The organism is Companilactobacillus huachuanensis (genome assembly GCF_005404815.1).
In the GTDB taxonomy this organism is placed as follows: domain Bacteria; phylum Bacillota; class Bacilli; order Lactobacillales; family Lactobacillaceae; genus Companilactobacillus; species Companilactobacillus huachuanensis.
In genome coordinates this window covers 1-17,090 of record NZ_BJDF01000021.1, presented here as the reverse complement: position 1 = coordinate 17,090, position 17,090 = coordinate 1, and the positions used below count along the sequence as shown (strand labels likewise).

General features: G+C 35.8%; 13 protein-coding genes. 5 read left to right on the top strand and 8 right to left on the bottom strand.

Going from position 1 to position 17,090, the window contains the following annotated elements:
• Positions 1-826: 826 nt before the first annotated feature.
• Positions 827-3,841: an MMPL family transporter gene (locus FFM71_RS11055; RefSeq protein ID WP_137612236.1), complete on the bottom strand. Its 3,015-nt coding sequence runs from the start codon at positions 3,839-3,841 to the stop codon at positions 827-829.
• 336 nt (positions 3,842-4,177) lie between these two features.
• Here FFM71_RS11055 and FFM71_RS11050 point away from each other — a divergent pair, with 336 nt between their 5' ends.
• Positions 4,178-4,753 (top strand): TetR/AcrR family transcriptional regulator, encoded by a 576-nt coding sequence (locus FFM71_RS11050; RefSeq protein WP_137612235.1) that lies wholly within the window; start codon positions 4,178-4,180, stop codon positions 4,751-4,753.
• A gap of 281 nt (positions 4,754-5,034) precedes the next feature.
• Here the strand turns inward: FFM71_RS11050 and FFM71_RS11045 are convergent, their stop codons facing one another.
• From FFM71_RS11045 to FFM71_RS11040, 3 genes are all read right to left on the bottom strand, one after another.
• Complete coding sequence (locus FFM71_RS11045) at positions 5,035-5,361, bottom strand: Tim44 domain-containing protein (RefSeq protein WP_137612234.1); 327 nt, start codon at positions 5,359-5,361, stop codon at positions 5,035-5,037.
• A 120-nt stretch (positions 5,362-5,481) separates the two neighbouring features.
• Positions 5,482-5,703, bottom strand: coding sequence for a hypothetical protein (locus FFM71_RS13460; RefSeq protein WP_223876534.1), 222 nt, complete (start codon positions 5,701-5,703; stop codon positions 5,482-5,484).
• Positions 5,704-5,731: 28 nt separating this feature from the next.
• On the bottom strand, positions 5,732-6,265 hold the full coding sequence (locus tag FFM71_RS11040) for a hypothetical protein (protein ID WP_137612233.1): 534 nt from the start codon (positions 6,263-6,265) through the stop codon (positions 5,732-5,734).
• Positions 6,266-6,693: 428 nt separating this feature from the next.
• On the opposite strand from FFM71_RS11040, the gene FFM71_RS11035 reads away from it, so the two are divergent.
• Positions 6,694-7,362, top strand: coding sequence for a hypothetical protein (locus FFM71_RS11035; RefSeq protein ID WP_137612232.1), 669 nt, complete (start codon positions 6,694-6,696; stop codon positions 7,360-7,362).
• 243 nt (positions 7,363-7,605) lie between these two features.
• Here FFM71_RS11035 and FFM71_RS11030 read toward each other — a convergent pair whose 3' ends face one another.
• The 3 genes from FFM71_RS11030 to FFM71_RS11020 form a co-directional block, all read right to left on the bottom strand.
• Positions 7,606-8,229: a hypothetical protein gene (locus FFM71_RS11030; protein ID WP_137612231.1), complete on the bottom strand. Its 624-nt coding sequence runs from the start codon at positions 8,227-8,229 to the stop codon at positions 7,606-7,608.
• Between the two features lie 248 nt (positions 8,230-8,477).
• Positions 8,478-10,199, bottom strand: a complete 1,722-nt coding sequence (gene ptsP, locus FFM71_RS11025; protein WP_137612230.1) for a phosphoenolpyruvate--protein phosphotransferase — start codon at positions 10,197-10,199, stop codon at positions 8,478-8,480.
• A complete protein-coding gene (locus FFM71_RS11020; protein ID WP_041500491.1) occupies positions 10,199-10,465 on the bottom strand; it encodes a phosphocarrier protein HPr in 267 nt (88 codons plus the stop codon). The genes ptsP and FFM71_RS11020 overlap by 1 nt, the downstream gene beginning before the upstream one ends.
• A gap of 326 nt (positions 10,466-10,791) precedes the next feature.
• Here FFM71_RS11020 and FFM71_RS11015 point away from each other — a divergent pair, with 326 nt between their 5' ends.
• Entirely contained in the window at positions 10,792-12,993 is a 2,202-nt protein-coding gene (locus tag FFM71_RS11015; protein WP_137612229.1) for an ATP-dependent Clp protease ATP-binding subunit, read from the top strand.
• A 185-nt stretch (positions 12,994-13,178) separates the two neighbouring features.
• On the opposite strand, the gene FFM71_RS11010 is transcribed toward FFM71_RS11015, so the two are convergent.
• Positions 13,179-15,155, bottom strand: a complete 1,977-nt coding sequence (locus FFM71_RS11010) for a hypothetical protein (RefSeq protein WP_137612228.1) — start codon at positions 15,153-15,155, stop codon at positions 13,179-13,181.
• 288 nt (positions 15,156-15,443) lie between these two features.
• On the opposite strand from FFM71_RS11010, the gene FFM71_RS11005 reads away from it, so the two are divergent.
• The gene (locus tag FFM71_RS11005; RefSeq protein WP_137612227.1) at positions 15,444-16,466 is read left to right on the top strand and encodes a MucBP domain-containing protein; all 1,023 of its coding nucleotides are present in this window, start codon (positions 15,444-15,446) and stop codon (positions 16,464-16,466) included.
• A 189-nt stretch (positions 16,467-16,655) separates the two neighbouring features.
• The gene (locus tag FFM71_RS11000) at positions 16,656-16,892 is read left to right on the top strand and encodes a hypothetical protein (RefSeq protein WP_137612226.1); all 237 of its coding nucleotides are present in this window, start codon (positions 16,656-16,658) and stop codon (positions 16,890-16,892) included.
• Positions 16,893-17,090: the final 198 nt, after the last annotated feature.

Here is a 17,090-nt window from a genome sequence, read left to right as displayed (position 1 = left end):
ATAAAAGTTATTCACTATGCTTCCATAGTTTTCACCTCGATTCACTACCAAAATATGCTTCTATTTTATTGCTGTTATCAAACTAACCTGATACAATATCACTGTACTAAAAAGGCGACTGACCACCACAGAAGGCCCGCCGCCACAACTCCACGAAAGTGGTAGCCAGTTAATCGACTAAAAGATAAGCCAACGACCTGTCAAAGTCTTTGATGGCTTATTTTTTTAGCGTCTTTTTAAATCTTTTCCATGCCCTGACTAGGTGTGTCAGATCAGACAACAGCCCATTGGACTGTTTAACGACTGTTCTCATAACACCTAGCAAAACTATGAGCGCTATTAAATAATACAACAGCTAATCTCTTTCATAAAAGTTATTCACTATGTTTCCATAGTTTTCACCTCGCTTTACTCAGAGTCAGCTACCACCATCGACAAGTTGCATCCATAGTATGATGGTTACCAAATATTCTAGCAATAAAATATTGTCGATATATTTCATTATTATAGGAAATAACTAAAAGCCCATTTCAAACGATAAATGCCAAGATTTCATAATAATAAAACATCATATCCAAAAACTAGCCTCCGGCCGACGGGGAAAAACAGTCTACAATGAAGGTGGCGTTATGGCTTTAGCCATTACACCACGGGACGATTTTTGAAATTCGTGTACTTTGCGAAGTTCAAAATCGAGGTTCGAGACCGCTCTTTGGCTCGTACCGGTCCCCATAGCAGAACTGTTTTTCCCCGTCAGCCAGAGGCGGCATACCCCAACACCAAAAATAGCTTGCTTCATCCCAATAAGATGAAACAAGCTATTATTTTATTCTTTAGAATCAACCGCAGCTGCTTCCTTATTTTCTTTAGGTTTCTTAACCTTAAACATTCGCTTATCATGCCAAGTAGTCAAACTAATCAAGGCTGACAAGGTCAATGGCAAGATAATAACTAAGATTATCAAACCAAAGATAACGCCTAGTGCTACTTGAATCAACGTTGTAACACCAGATGGCATTAACGCCGCAAACGTACCACTTAAAATAATTGCCGCTGAAATAACAACTGTTCCGATTGACGTTGCTGCATTTAACATCCGATCTTTCAAATCCGGCATTGGTTCATCTTTAAATCGGATCATCAAGAAGATGCTATAGTCAACGCCTAATGCCATTAACATAATGAAGGTAAAGAATGGTGTATTCCAACTCAACATATTAATTCCAAGTACAAATTTCGAGAAGAGTCGTGTTAATCCCATTGAAACTTCATATGCCAACAACAACGTTCCAATAATTGTCATCGGTTGTAAAATTGATTCCGTTACCACAATTAAAGCAATACCGATACCAATGGTCATAATTGTTGCGGTCCGACCAAAGTCACCATTGGCTAATGTTCTCAAATCGTTATTCTGAGAAGTTTGTCCACCAACTGCTACCTTTGCATTCTTGAGTGGACCATGCTTTAATTTGGCTTTCATATCAGATTGAATCGTCTTTAATTCCTTAGATGTTGTGTCACTATTAGGATCACCCTTGAAGACAATCGTTAATGAAGCAATCTTTCGATCATCATTCATATAAGCATCAAGTGCTGGCTTGAAGGCTTTACTCTTAATCGTATCTTTTGGTAAATAGAATGTGTCGCCAACATACGATGTCCGCAATCCGTCCAAGTAGGTCTTCATCGTCGTGTTACCCTTTGCCAAAGTATCTAAGCCATCATTTGCTGAAGTTAATCCAGATTCTAGTTGTGTAACTTGAGCTGACATTTGTTTCAACTGAGTATTCATTTGCTGAACACCACTGTTGACCGTCGTTGCCCCACTAGCAACACTTTGTCCACCAGAAGTTAATGTTGAACTACTTGAATTCAAAGTATTGGTACCACTGGCTAAAGTTGACATTCCTGAAGTTAAACCAGGCATTGAACCAGATAATTGAGAAATTCCGGATGAAAGAGCTGTTGAGCCAGCACTCAATTGACTAATTGAACTTTGTAATTGTGAAATTTCACCAGCCGCTGCCGTACTATCTTGTCCAGAAGCTTGCATCAATGTTAATAATTGTGTAGCTTGACCTGACAAAGCGCTAACCTGTGATTGTAGCTGTGACATTCCGGAAGCAAGTTGTGTCGAACTACTATTTAATGTAGAAACACCACTTGTCAAAGCAGGTAACTGACTATTAGCACTCTGCACGCCACTATTAATACTTGAAACGCCAGCAGTATATTCATTGATTCCACTGGATAATTGTTGCGCACCACTTTGTAATTGACTAGTTCCGTCAGCAAGTTGTTGAACTTGAGCAGTGCTACCACTAATGTTTGAACTCTGCAATTGCGAACTAGCCGAATTCAAACCAGATTTAATTTGTTCGAGCCCTTTGGTTGAAGTCGTCAAACCATTGGTAATACTTACTAATTGATTCTTGAGATACATACTCTGAATCTTATTGCCACCAGGTTCAGTTGCAGAAGTGACGGTCTTAACACCAGGTTCTTTTTGTAAATAAGTTGTCAAATCATCAATGGCTGCCAATTTGGCCTGAGTCGTCATCTTCGAATTACTTTCGATTTCAACTGTAGCTGGAGCTGACATACCTTTACTAAAGTGTTTTTGAATAATTTGATAACCGGCCTTAGCTTGATAACTATCTGGAACTTCATCAGCATTATTGAAATTCAAAGTTGAATCTTGATTGATGAAAAATGGCGCTGCAAAAATTGCAATAATTCCTAGCATAACGACTGGGTATGCTAAAGCTGATCTAGATAGGCCATACCAAATTCGACTTTTACCACCTTCCGCACTGACCTTGCTAGGCCAAAACATTTTTGCACCTAACGTCTGCATGAAGAACATATTGAGCGTTAACAAAACTGCTAGTAGAACCAAAATACCAATGGCAACACCAACGGCACTTTGATAGAACGAGAATTTGGCTAATGCTAGAACTGAAAAGCCGATGAAAACTGATAATCCACTGTAAAGAATCGTTCGACCACCGTGAATCTGGGCATCATGTGAAGCCTCTTTAGCCGATAGTCCCCGAGCCAACGCTCCTTTGAAGTAATTATAAAGCAAAATATTGTAGTCAGTCCCAATCCCAAATAAAACCACGACCAAGAAAACTTGGGTAAAGTTGGAAATTGGAAAGTTAACTTTTTGTGCAAGATTCATAACGATACTCAATGAAGTAACAAACGCTACCCCAACGTTCAGTAAGGAAATCAGTGGCACAACTGGAGAACGGAAGACCAATATCAAAACGATAAAGATGAATATCACCGCAATAACTTCAGTCTTTTGAATCCCCTTTTCAGTTACAGTTGAAAAGGCATCATTCAACGCATCGACACCAGTTACATAAGTATGCACGCCCGAAACATTCAATTGTTGCTGTAAATCTTTGACTTGCTGGCCAATGTAATTGTTCTTCTTAACAGTTACTTGAGCCAATTGTGTCGTCTTATCTTTAGCAATCAATTGCTTTTTAGTTTCAGCGTTATCGCTTGGACCCATGACATTCGTGATCTTGAGCAATTTCTTATTACTCAATTCATTTAATTTGTCATTGATATTATCCGACTGTGACGACGAAAGCTTACTACCACTATTATTTTTAAAAACGACCGTATACGTCCGAACAGACTTATTACCATTGGCCTTTTTTTCAATATTGGAAGCCTTCTGACTTTCGGCATAACTAGGTAAAGTGAAGTTTCCCTTATTCCTAACCAGCTGTGAAACATTTGGCATTGCCACAAGTGCAATGACCACCACAATGATCCAGCCGACCAACGCTATAATATAGCGACTTAACTTCTTTTGCATAGCCCTATTTCTCCTTACATGAATATCACATAAATACTTTCTGAAAATACTGTGACAATCATAAAATCATTAGAGTATTTATACAAGAGACAATTTTTGTATATTAGCCTATATTTAGACACTTTTACTATTTTGAAAAAATATAGACACAATACAGTATCAGTAAAACGGTTACACTATGCTAGAATAAGGATAAGGTTTCTGTCTCCGGTCGTCAGGGAAGTACTTGAGCCTGCTCAGTGACCGGTGCGAATCAAGGTCTCTGCTGTCTCAAGTACTTCCCTGACGACCTCCGACTCATTTAATAGACATGATTCTTTTGGGGAGAAACAAATAATGAAAATTGATACTAACAACCACCTGACTCTTGGGGCAAAGCGTACGCTTAAAGCCTTTCGGACTGCTATGTTTGAATCCTTAGCTGAGCAGGAATTTGATAAAATAACTGTTAACGATATTTGCCAAAAAAGTGAATACCCACGTGCAACTTTTTATAATTATTTTGATGACAAATTGGATTTACTGGAATATCTCTGGTCATATATTGGTCATGATATTTTACAACAACTTCCCAATGTCGCAAAAAATGAAGATGGCTTGATTCAGACTTTTAATTTGCTGTTGGATTTCTTCCACGAACATATTCCACTATTGGAGAACATTAAGCATAACAACGGCGCTGATTCACATTTATGGCATAATACTGCACATTATTTGAAACATGAAGCTAATAAAATCATTGTGGAAAATTGTTTGCCTAGCACTTCTGAACGTATACCTACAAAACTGTTGGCTCGGTTCTATAGTGATTTGATTGTGGTCATGTTGGAATGGTGCCTGTTTGAGCAACCTGATATTAGTAAGGATCAGGCCGATCAATACCTAACTACGCTGTTACATGGTGGATTGTAACAACAACGGTTATATCACTTTTTCACCTTTCAACCTTCAGACATTAAAAAGAGACTAGCAAAATTTGCTGGTCTCTTTTTAATGTCTGAAGGTTGATTAGCGTTTACAAATTCTGATAGCTTATTATGATTTTCTGGATCTAAAGTTTTTATCAAAGAATTTTGAATTATCAACTTTGTATCCAGAATAAGCCAAGAAAAAAGCATCATCAAAACATCGGCGGCTACTCCAATCAACAACGGAATAGCAATAATTACTAATAAAATTCCTATTCTATTAAATCAACCAATTGTTTTAATATTGCAAAGTTGCAGATTAGTTTCATCTTTCCAATTCAATGTCCAAATTTCTTTAAAACGTTCGATATTGGTATCTTCTTGAATCTGCTGATTATAACTATCAGGTTTATTATCATATTGAAAATAGTCCCGTGCTTGGGCAGTCACAATGACCTGAACTTTTTCATCTGATTGTGTAATGACTTGTTCCAAATCAATTATTACCAAACCATCAAGTTGATCTACTTTATGACCACGAATATATCCATTGATAATTCTCTTTTGTTTCGTGTAATAGTATGGTGACATCAGTGTCTTTAAAGTTTCCAAATCGTTTTTAGTCCAGGCATCCTCTACCTTATAGAAAAAAGGTTCAAAATGAGCATTCAATTCTGGAGTAAGTACATCATATGTTTCAGGAATTTTATAATTTTCTCGACGATTATGTCGCTAAGTATGTAAAAATGAAAATCCTATAAAACCTAAAAAAATAACATCGATCAATGAAAAACGATTTCTACCATAGCCACCATAACTACCATAACTACGGTATCCACGGTAATTATCATAATCATCGTTTGAACTGGTACTGCTACTAGTGGAACTGCCTCCCATACTCCCGCCAGCTCGAGCAAATGTTGTTGTGAGAGTCATAAAAAATGTGACTGGCATTAAAACACAAATCACATTATATAAAAATTCATATAACGTTTAACCCCACTATGACAATTAATATTCCCACATATATGAATCCATAATTGTTTAGTGCATCATCTGCATAAACCAACCCTGCATTTAATATTTGCTTATTATTTTCATTATTTTGAATAAAGAAAAAATCCAGCATATCTTTTTTAGTATGTATCAATTTTTTGCATATATACATATATATAATAATGAATATTGAAAAAAAAACTGATATCAAGCGTATACCTGTAGAATCATCATACTCAAGGACCATATAAATAAGTGATAATGTTACTCCTATTCCAATATAAAGTGACACTTTCAATACTTCAGCAACTTTATACAAATGCTCCATATATAAAAGTTTTTCTGGATATTTTTTTTGTAGTGCTAAAGTGTATGACAATACTTCCAACTTATATAATGACTTATTATACGTATTAAGAAAAACCTTTTTTATTCTTATTACTTTGAAAATTCCAATAAGGCAAAGGACAATCCCCAAAAAATACAATGCTAATCCTAGAATGAAATTTATAGAAAACATACATAACTCCTCCTCAACCGATACTTATGAATCAACCTTACTCTGGATTGAATAAAATGTTCTTTCCTTTCACTATTGTGTGGTTCCATAATATCATCACGTAAAAATTCATGTTAGCTAAAAACAATGAAATATATAACTATATTTGGAAATGCAGTTAGCTAACAAAAACAACGATTCATTTTGACAGAAAATTAATGGATTTTCTTAAGTAAAAGCGATAAGACATAAAAATATCCCTATTAAAAATGAACATTTAATAGGGATGTGAAAAATCTGTAAAAACGGTCTTTTTCCGTATCATCAAATTTTTTATTTATGTACAATCACAATAGGACAAGACCTAATATACAAAACTTGTTTTGTCTCGTTCCTAGATATGCTAAAAGCAAATATACATAACCAAAATTAAAAAGGAGATTATCATTATGAAAAATAAAAGAAAGCTTTCCAGTCGCTTGTTCTCTAATAAATTAGTGAAAAAGCTTATGGTCACCACTTGTTCTATTATCTCAATATCAACTTTTAGTCACACAGCTATATTGCCTTTAACGGTAAATGCTGCAGAACTTACTGATGAATTTCTTCAACAAGATAGAAAAAAGGCACTTCAAAACTATATTGAGCAATTTCACGGCGGATATATTTACCAAGACGGTATTTTAATCCATAAGCCAAATTTAAACGAACATCAATACGATAAGTATTCCAACCCAACTCACCTAGAAACTGCAACTCCTGATCAACACTTGTTTACTAACTCAACTCAAACTGATTTGAATAATATCGTAACAGCTAATAATCCTAACATTCAAACAGATAATTCACAAAATGGCGAAATAAATAAGCAAAAAGATATTGACAAAATATTCTATTTAGAAGGTGTTATAAACGTAACAAACAGTAATGGTACTTTTTGTAGGCTTTATAGCTTTAGTAACGATGGCACACCAAAACCTATTACAAATAGAGCATTATCAAATGGGACGCTTTGGTACACAGATCAATATAGGGAAATTAATAATGAATTTTATTCTCGGGTAGCAACAAATGAGTGGGTTAAAAACACCTACATTACAACATTTTCAGCGAGATAAGGAGATAAATAAATGAAGAAAAATGTTTTATATTCTGGATTTTCTATAATTATATTATTCGTTTATTATTGATTCGCATATAAAATATAAAAAAATATAAATTATGAATACTTCATCAAGTATATTGGTGAGGTATTTTACTTTGGAATAACAACAAGCGATATTATGACTAGTCAAAGAAGATTCAAAATTTAAAATCAATCATAACTTAGAAAGGGGGTGCCATTAATTTAAATCTGTTACCTAATTCAAATCATTCACTTTTATAACATTAGGAATTGTATAACCTAATAATTGATTTATAGAATTAATTGAATCTAATAACTTTAGATTATTTTTGTTTTTTCTAATAGGTATAATTGCAAAATGCTGCTTTGTTATAGAATTCCTACGACTTATAGGGCGAATTAAAATAAAAAAATGCTTAGAATCAACTATATATTCAAATTTATTGTAATCTGAATTATTTAACAATCTTTCTTCAATAAATTTGATATCAGTCAAAGAGTGAAATCCTTCTATTTTTTTGGCAGCATCAATATTCATTTCATGTAAGAAAAAGATGACCGGATTGTTCTTACTTAAAAATGACACATTTCCATTTATGTATATGTACCATCCGATAAATTCAGAAATAAAAAGGAAAATAATCATACAAATTAAACATTCCACTATATATATGACTTTTAATTGAACTGAAAGGCTAGGCTTGTTAAAAAGAAATATTGCAATGAAGAGTATATAGAGTTGAATACTTAAAAATTGACAGAATCTGATATATTTATTCAAAAAATCAAAAACATTATTTCTTTTTAACAGTAGCATGATATGCTTCCAATCATCCTTTGTTAAGCTGCTTTTAATCACAAATAATAGCCTCCTTAAGTGTTTATTTAATGAATATAATTTATATTCTTACATGTTTTTCAGAACAAGAACACTGTCAATAGAATATATATGTGTATAAAAATTTTAATTTAAATCTTTGCAATCAATCATAAACCCGCAATAATAAGCCCAATATATCCATGATATTCTAGTTATTTTTTCATCCAATAAGTGTAAAAAAACAAAAAAAGAGACCAGCATCTCTGCAGAGTCTCTTTTAAAAATTATTACTTGTTCAAATATTCTTCAACAAGCTTCTTGTTATCTTCATTAGTAATTGATTCGTTAACAGCACGATCAGCCAATGTAGCAAAATCTTTAGTACTCAATTTCTTCATCAAACTTCTTACACGAAGTACTGAAGTAGCACTCATTGAGTATTCATCAAGACCCATACTCAAAAGCAATGGAAGCATTGTGTTGTCACCAGCGGCTTCACCACACATACCGGCCCATTTGCCTTCTTTATGAGCTGATTCAATAACATGCTTGATCAATCTTAGGATTGAAGGGTTATATGGTTGGTAGAGGTATGAAACATGTTCATTACCACGATCAGCAGCCATTGTGTATTGAATCAAATCGTTTGTACCAATACTGAAGAAGTCAACTTCTTTAGCAAATTGGTCTGCAAGAACAGCAGCGGCTGGAACTTCCATCATCATTCCTAATTGAATGTCGTCAGAAACCTTAACACCGTCTTTAACTAATTTAGATTTTTCTTCTTCAAAAATCTTCTTAGCATCTCTAAATTCTTGCAAAGTACCGATCATTGGGAACATGATACGTAAGTTACCAAAAGCTGATGCACGTAGCAAAGCTCTTAGTTGAGTTCTGAAGATTTCTTGTCTATCCAAACTGATACGGATAGCACGGTAGCCTAAGAATGGGTTCATTTCTTCAGGAAGTGGTAAGTATGGCAAATGCTTGTCACCACCGATATCCATAGTACGGACAACGACTGACTTACCTTTCATGCCTTCAAGAACCTTCTTGTAGGCCTTGAATTGATCTTCTTCGGTTGGAAGGCTTTCTGATTGCATGTACAAGAATTCTGTACGATACAAACCAACACCTTCGGCACCATTGTCAATAACACCTTGTAAATCATCAGGTGTACCGATATTAGCAGCAATATCAAAGTGTTTGCCATCAGCTGTAACTGAAGGTTCGTTCTTTAATTTTTCCCATTCAGCTTTTTCGTCAGCAAAATTCTTTGCCAATTCATTGTAATGTTTGATGTCGTCTTCTGAAGGATCAATGATAGCAGCACCGTTCAAACCATCAACGATAACTTTTTGACCTTCTTTAACATCGGTTGTAATTGTATCAGTACCAACAACAGCTGGTAGTTCAAGAGAACGTGCCATAATAGCTGAGTGGGCTGTACGACCACCGATATCAGTAACGAAACCTTTAACAAAACTGTTCAATTGAGCAGTATCACTAGGTGTCAAATCGTGTGCAACAATAACGACATCGTGGTCGATTAATGCTGGGTTTGGAAGTGATACACCTAACAAATGAGCCATGACACGTTTTGTAACATCGCGAACATCGGCTGCTCTCTCTTGCATGTATGGGTTGTCTGTCATTCCTTCAAAAATGGCAATGAAGTTTGATGAGACATCTTGTAATGCTTGTTCAGCATTAACTTTCTTATCAGTAACTTCTTGTTCAACTGCACCCGTAAATTCTGGATCAGCCAAAATCATCTTGTGAGCATCAAAGACTTGAGCTTCTTCTTCACCTAGAGATTCCTTAGCGATATCTCTAATCTTAGTTAGTTCATCATCTGATGTTGAAATAGCATCCTTAAGACGGCTGACTTCTGCATCAGCATCTGAAACACTTTTCTTTGTGAAAGACAAATCTGGTTGAACTAAAAGGTATGCTTCAGCAGTAGCGATACCATCACTGGCTGCAATTCCCTTAATAGTTTTAACCATTATTCTGCCAAACCTTCTTTTGTCATAGTATCAGCAATAGCAGCAACTGCATCAGCAGCGTCGTCACCATCAGCTGTAATTGTAACGTCAGCACCTTGGCCAACACCGAGTGACATAACACCCATGATTGACTTCAAGTTTACTGATTTACCTGAGAATTCGATATTGATATCTGAGCTAAATTTGCTTGCTGCTTGTACCAACATAGTAGCTGGACGTGCGTGGATCCCTGTTTCTGCAATAATGTGAAATTCTTTCTTTTCCATAATAAATACCTCACCATATAATTATAAAATTCTGTAGCTGTACTACAAATATTCACTAATTAATTTACCATTATCTTCAAATTTTCACAAGGGCTTTGCCCAAAAAACCTTGAGATAAGTCAAGTGTGATAAGACGTTTAACGCTTACAACACTAGAGCCTGAAAGCGTTTATATTATCATTCTTTTTCACATAAATTTGAAAAAATTTATTTTTATACCATTAACTTAATAATTTTTAAAAAATTCAAGACTTAGCACTTGCATTACCCGAGTGCTAATTATATACTACCGTTGTATCCTTTGATAAAGGAAAGGTGGGGTGCGAATGTTATGTCAAAATTGTCATAAGAATGAAGCAACAATTCATCTATATACGAGTGTTAATGGTCAACGGACGGAAATCAATCTCTGCCAAGACTGTTATCAAAAGTTAAGAAATCAAGCTAACGAAGGTATGAATAATATGGCACAAAATCCAAACGGTGGATTTTCTAGTTTCGAAGACTTGTTCAACGCTTTGAATGGCGCACAACAACCTGATGCTTTCGAGCAACAAGGTCCTCAAACTCAAACGGGTAACGGTGGAACTAATGGCCGTAAACCTCGAGGTAACGGAGTCTTAGATCAATATGGTGTCGATCTTACTGCCCTTGCTAAAAAAGGACAAATCGACCCCGTAATTGGTCGTGACAAGGAAATCAGTCGAGTAATTGAAATATTAAATAGAAGAACTAAGAACAATCCTGTCTTAATTGGTGAAGCTGGTGTAGGTAAAACAGCCGTTGTCGAAGGTCTAGCACAAAAAATCGTCGACGGTGATGTACCTGAAAAATTACAACACAAACGAGTCGTAAGACTTGATGTTGTCTCACTAGTTCAAGGCACCGGCGTTCGTGGTCAGTTCGAGCAAAGAATGCAACAATTGATCAACGAACTTCAAAAACAAACTGATATCATCCTATTTATCGATGAAATTCATGAAATTGTTGGTGCTGGTAATGCTGAAGGCGGCATGGATGCGGGTAATGTTTTGAAACCTGCCCTAGCCCGTGGTGAACTTCAACTTGTCGGTGCAACTACTTTGAACGAATATCGGACAATCGAAAAAGATTCAGCTTTGGAACGTCGTCTCCAACCCGTTCAAGTTAACGAGCCTACGGTTGACGAAACTGTTCAAATCCTAAAAGGTCTTCAACCTAAATATGAAGATTATCATCATGTAAAATATTCAAATGACGCTATTACAGCAGCTGCTGAATTATCAGCTCGTTACATTCAAGACAGATTCTTGCCAGATAAGGCCATTGATTTGATTGATGAAGCCGGATCAAAGAAGAATTTGCAAATTAATCACGTTGATATGGAAGACTTAGATAACAAGATTTCAGATGCCGAAGTGCAAAAGCAAGCTGCCCTTCGTAATGAAGATTACGAAAAAGCTGCCTACTATCGTGATCAAGTTTCTAAATTCCAAGATATGAAGAACAGCAATAAAGATGAACCCGCTGGTCAAAATACCGTAACTGATAAAGAGATTGAAAAGATTATTGAAGAGAAAACTAACATTCCAGTTGGTGAACTTCAATCTAACGAACAATCACAATTGAAGAATCTGGAACCAGACCTTAAGAGTCACATTATTGGTCAAGACAAAGCTGTTGGTGATGTTGCCAAAGCTATTCGTCGTAACAGAGTTGGCTTTAACAAGTCTGGTCGTCCAATCGGTTCCTTCCTATTCGTAGGACCTACCGGTGTTGGTAAGACTGAACTTGCTAAACAACTTGCTCGTGAACTATTTGGTTCTGAAGATTCAATGATTCGTTTCGATATGTCTGAGTATATGGAGAAACATTCAGTTTCTAAGTTGATTGGTTCGCCTCCAGGGTATGTTGGTTACGAAGAAGCCGGTCAATTGACTGAAAAAGTTCGTCGTAATCCTTACAGTTTGATTTTGCTAGACGAAATTGAAAAAGCTCATCCAGATGTTATGCACATGTTCTTGCAAATCCTCGATGACGGCCGTTTAACAGACTCTCAAGGTAGAACTGTTAGTTTCAAGGATACTATCATCATCATGACTTCTAACGCCGGACAAGGCATGCAACAAGAAGTTAACGTTGGATTCGGTGCTGAATCGGCTGGAACAACTAATTCAGTTATCAATAGTTTGTCAGAATTCTTTAAACCAGAATTTTTGAACAGATTTGACGGTATCGTTGAATTCAATTCACTATCAAAAGATAATCTATTGAAGATCGTCGATCTCATGTTGGCTGACACTAACAAGATGATTGCTGATCAAGGACTAAGCATTCATGTAACAAAAGATGCTAAGAATAAACTAGTAGATTTGGGCTACAATCCTAAGATGGGTGCTCGTCCACTCCGTCGTGTGATTGAGGAACAAATTGAAGATAAGGTTGCTGATTATTACTTGGATTACGCTAAGGATAAGCAACTAGAAGCACATCTCGATAAAGATGAAATTAAAATTTCTAAGTATAGTGCACCTGATACTGAAGAGTAGTTTAACTGCCAAATTTAGTGGTGCTGATTATAAAAGCTCGATCAAGTCCTGAGGGATTTTGGTCGAGCTTTTTTGTCGTCTTGCTCCCATCCCTTCCGAACAAAAAAATGACCAATTACCTACATACTTGATAGATAATTGATCATTTGTGTTTCTACTATGTAATACAATTGGCCTCTACCTGATTAAACACTATCTGAAATTGTCCAATTGACTTGGGTTTTATAGACACCTGCAACATTCCATTTAGATTCGAGATATAACAATATTCCGTTTTCTTTCTCCCATCCAAGTGAAACAAGTTCTTCATCTTCTTTTGTTTCAGCAACCACAGCTGATTGTTCTAGGAGGTTGGTATATTGGCCATCTTTGTAAAATCTTAACTGTCCAGCAAAGACATCACCTGAATCAGTCTGTAATGGTGTCGTTTGGGAAACTGACACTTTCAAAGGCTTCTTGAATCTGCGCATATCTTCTATTTCAATCATATTATTTGGTAAGTTCAACTCATCTGGACGTGATAGGGTTTTTGCAGCACTAATGGAATTGATGGTTCCATAATCGATATCATTTACCTTATTAACGACTACTGAATTAGTTGTATAATTCAGAGTTTCTTCAGTTCCAAATTTTTGATATGTTTCATTATCGTCATTTTTACCAGTTATATATGGCACTGACGTATAACTTGTCTTCGAATCAATTCCGGTAACCGTGGTATCAACTTCAATATCATGGCTCTCATTGATTTTGAAATTCAAGCCGGAAATCACTAAATCCGTGCTATTAGTATCATCGTTATCAACTAATTTATAATTTGTTGTATCCGTGCCATCTAATTTAACACTGGCAACTTGAGTTCCTTTGCGCAAAGGCAATGTATAGTCAGCATCGCTCAAAGTTCCTGAGGTACTTTCGTTCGTAACTGTATCATTATATCTAATTAAATCATCATTATTAACGCCAAAAATCACGGTATCAGTATCATTTTTGTCTTGGAAAGTCTTGTTAGTCAGGGTATCATGCAATTCCAGATTTGGGCCACCCTCAGGCAAGACGTGCAAATAAGCATCTTCCGTTGTGTAGGAATAAGTTTTGCCGTTATATTTAACTTGAATAATGGCTAAGAAAATCGTCCCGTCATCATCTAAAGTTGTTTCTGGAGTGGTATATGAAAGTGCTTGTGGTTGATCCTTTAAAATCTGAGTTCTGGCGTGTGTGATTGGATCTTCTTTATACCATTTAACGGTATAATCACTGTCTCCATCAGAATCCTCATCTTCATCATCTAGATCACCAATATTACCACGGAGGTCAAAGGTAGCTGTCTTCCCGGCTTTTACTGTCTGATCTTCCAGTCCACCGCCAATCAAGACTTCAGTTGAACCGGTAATATCGTCTCCAATTGGATTATGCAACGTTGCAGTAACTGTAACAACCCCACCAAGACGATTCGTATTAGCGGTAATTAGACCGGTATCTTCTTCGATTGTTGCTAAGTTGGTGTTATCAATACTCCATGATACTGTACCAGTAAAATTCTCTGGAGTTGGAATAGCATGGGCATATGTTTCAATATTGACAATATCGTTAACTGAATTATATAAATAATCATCATCGGTCGTTACTTCAACACTCGTAGCATCGACTGGATCAGGAACCGAATAAACTGTCGCAACATTGGAATATAGTTGTTTTGATCTAACCCAACCTAATAACGTTCCCCAATAAGTTTCCATTTGATAATATGTGGTTCCCGTTTCGGTCGGTGTAAGTGGCAGCTTTTTCTCTCGACCAGACTCTTTCTTTGGCACTTCTGACCAAGTCTTACCATCCGTTGATTTATACCATTGATATCTACGAATCGGAAAACCTACCCCTAGAAGTTGAGACGCCAAGGAACGTCTAGCATCGGCATTGATTGTCTTTGTCTGATTGACTTGAATATAAGTTTTTTCATCAGGTTGTAAAATATATCCACTCCTAGTAGGAATACCTAGAAATGAATTTGCGTTACCACTAGGCTTTTTATATGGGGTTACTTCAGTAACTTCCGCCTCGTCAGCTTTTACCTTTTTATATCTGCGATTAAACGAAGAGGCAGACAATATGGAAATAAATAGTAATATTATTAACCAACGTTTTTGTGATTTCCTCATCATTAAACCCCTTACATTATTTAGTATAAGAATTATATCACTTTACAATTTGTCAATATAATCAGTTTGGACAATTATATTTTAATTAAAATGATTTAAATGTTGAGAAAGAATATTTGACATTTGTTTTAGTTAAGCCTGTTTTCTTCCAAATTATTACTAAAAAGTTTAAATATTTCTTTACTCTTTATTAGGTTTCCTTTAAGTATCTTTAAGATACCTACATAAAGCTAATTAGAGAATTTTTTTCATGTTAGAATTACACTAAATTCAATGTTAGAAGGGAATTTTATGGGAAAGAAAAATATGCACGACTTCTCCCATAACGGGGAAAGAACTATGAAAAATAATGTACTCTCACCTAAAATAAAAAAATTAGCTCGCGATGATGTTGAAATCGAGGTTCACTATGTTGACTCCCTCGGCAAGGATATTTCTGACTCCACTATGATCAAGGGGCATTATCTAGACAAATTAGATATTCCTTGGAAGGAAATACCCGGCTTTGTTTTGTCATCAGTCACAAACTTTCAACAGACGTTCATCCCTAATTCTGACGGAATCTATTTAGTTTATGCTAATCAATTGTCAGCTCCGGTAATCGTTTATCACCGTAACACTGACGGAAAATTAATCTCTGATCCACAGTATCTTGAAGGTGACTTAAATCGTGAATTCGATACGCAGCCACTTGAAGAAGCTAACCATTTCTTAGTTCATTCGCCCAGAAGTGCCAAGGGTCAATTTACTTCACGGGTTCAGGAACAAGAATACGTCTACAATGTTTTGCCAGTTAAAGATTTTAAAATCAACAAAAATCTTTTCGTAGAAACAACCAATAATGTGCACGTCTTCAGTGAACCTCTTAACAAAGTTCCCTTAGAAAAGACATTACCTTACGGAACTACTTGGAAAGTTTATCGTGCCGTTCAAGAAACCTATAACAAGACATTCTGGTATAACTTAGGTGGTAATATTTGGATTCCTAGTACCGAAGGCATCAAAACACGGATCATCAAACAGACACCCCCTCGTCAAGAAATGTTAAATAGTCCCCTAGCTGAGACTGCCAGTAATATTAGTTATACGTATTCAGTTATTGATAATATGGCAATCAAGCGTTCAGTTAGAGTAATGTATTATCAAGATCAATACATTACCGCTTGGAAGACACCTTATGGCGATATGGATAATAAACGCTATCGTGGTGGTCAAGATGTTTTCGTTAATAAAATTGTTCAACTCGATAACTACAGTGTTTGGGCTGAATTAAGCGACGGTTACTATATCGAAAGTAAATATTTAAATCTATAAAAAAGTTCGTTAATCCGGTGAGGGTCAACGAACTTTTTTTGTTGAAAGATTCTGTCAACATCCCTATTTAGCAGTGTTTAGTGCAATTCCAATGACTTTTTAATTACCAAAAATGATATAATGTAAGCGTATACAAAGTGTGGGGTGTTAATGGGGAAATTTACGCTCGGCTTCAAAGGAGAGATTATTATGGATCACACAGAAAACAGAACGGAAGAATTGATTGGACTAGTTATTATTTATATTTTCGCATTCGTCGCGGTATTCTTGGGCTTGTTTGCCCTCTACTTCCACTTTACAACAACCATGTCGGTTGCTTGGATGATTAAGTTGCTGTTCGTTGATCTGTCATTGATGATCTTGGCAATTCTCAAGCCGCTTTTTGATATTACAATTGATTTTTTTAGAGATATTATGAAAAACTAATATTAACTTACTAAAGGTTGAAAGTATAGTTAAGTATGCCGTTTCCAGAGCTGAGAGTATTCAATTGCTGATCGAGTAGGAGGTACCTTATGTACCGACCTCTCACACCACCGTACGTACGGTTCCGTATACGGCGGTTCATTAATTAGGTATTTTGAATAAGCTCAAGTTTTTCGGACATATCTATAAGTCCAAGAG

Excerpts from the sequence above, each read along its gene's own strand:
- FFM71_RS11055 (WP_137612236.1), bottom strand. The coding sequence starts at position 3,841 with ATGCAAAAGAAGTTAAGTCGCTATATTATAGCGTTGGTCGGCTGGATC.
- FFM71_RS11050 (WP_137612235.1), top strand. The coding sequence starts at position 4,178 with ATGAAAATTGATACTAACAACCACCTGACTCTTGGGGCAAAGCGTACG.
- FFM71_RS13460 (WP_223876534.1), bottom strand. The coding sequence starts at position 5,703 with ATGCCAGTCACATTTTTTATGACTCTCACAACAACATTTGCTCGAGCT.
- FFM71_RS11040 (WP_137612233.1), bottom strand. The coding sequence starts at position 6,265 with ATGTTTTCTATAAATTTCATTCTAGGATTAGCATTGTATTTTTTGGGG.
- FFM71_RS11035 (WP_137612232.1), top strand. The coding sequence starts at position 6,694 with ATGAAAAATAAAAGAAAGCTTTCCAGTCGCTTGTTCTCTAATAAATTA.
- ptsP (WP_137612230.1), bottom strand. The coding sequence starts at position 10,199 with ATGGTTAAAACTATTAAGGGAATTGCAGCCAGTGATGGTATCGCTACT.
- FFM71_RS11020 (WP_041500491.1), bottom strand. The coding sequence starts at position 10,465 with ATGGAAAAGAAAGAATTTCACATTATTGCAGAAACAGGGATCCACGCA.
- FFM71_RS11015 (WP_137612229.1), top strand. The coding sequence starts at position 10,792 with ATGTTATGTCAAAATTGTCATAAGAATGAAGCAACAATTCATCTATAT.
- FFM71_RS11010 (WP_137612228.1), bottom strand. The coding sequence starts at position 15,155 with ATGATGAGGAAATCACAAAAACGTTGGTTAATAATATTACTATTTATT.
- FFM71_RS11005 (WP_137612227.1), top strand. The coding sequence starts at position 15,444 with ATGGGAAAGAAAAATATGCACGACTTCTCCCATAACGGGGAAAGAACT.
- FFM71_RS11000 (WP_137612226.1), top strand. The coding sequence starts at position 16,656 with ATGGATCACACAGAAAACAGAACGGAAGAATTGATTGGACTAGTTATT.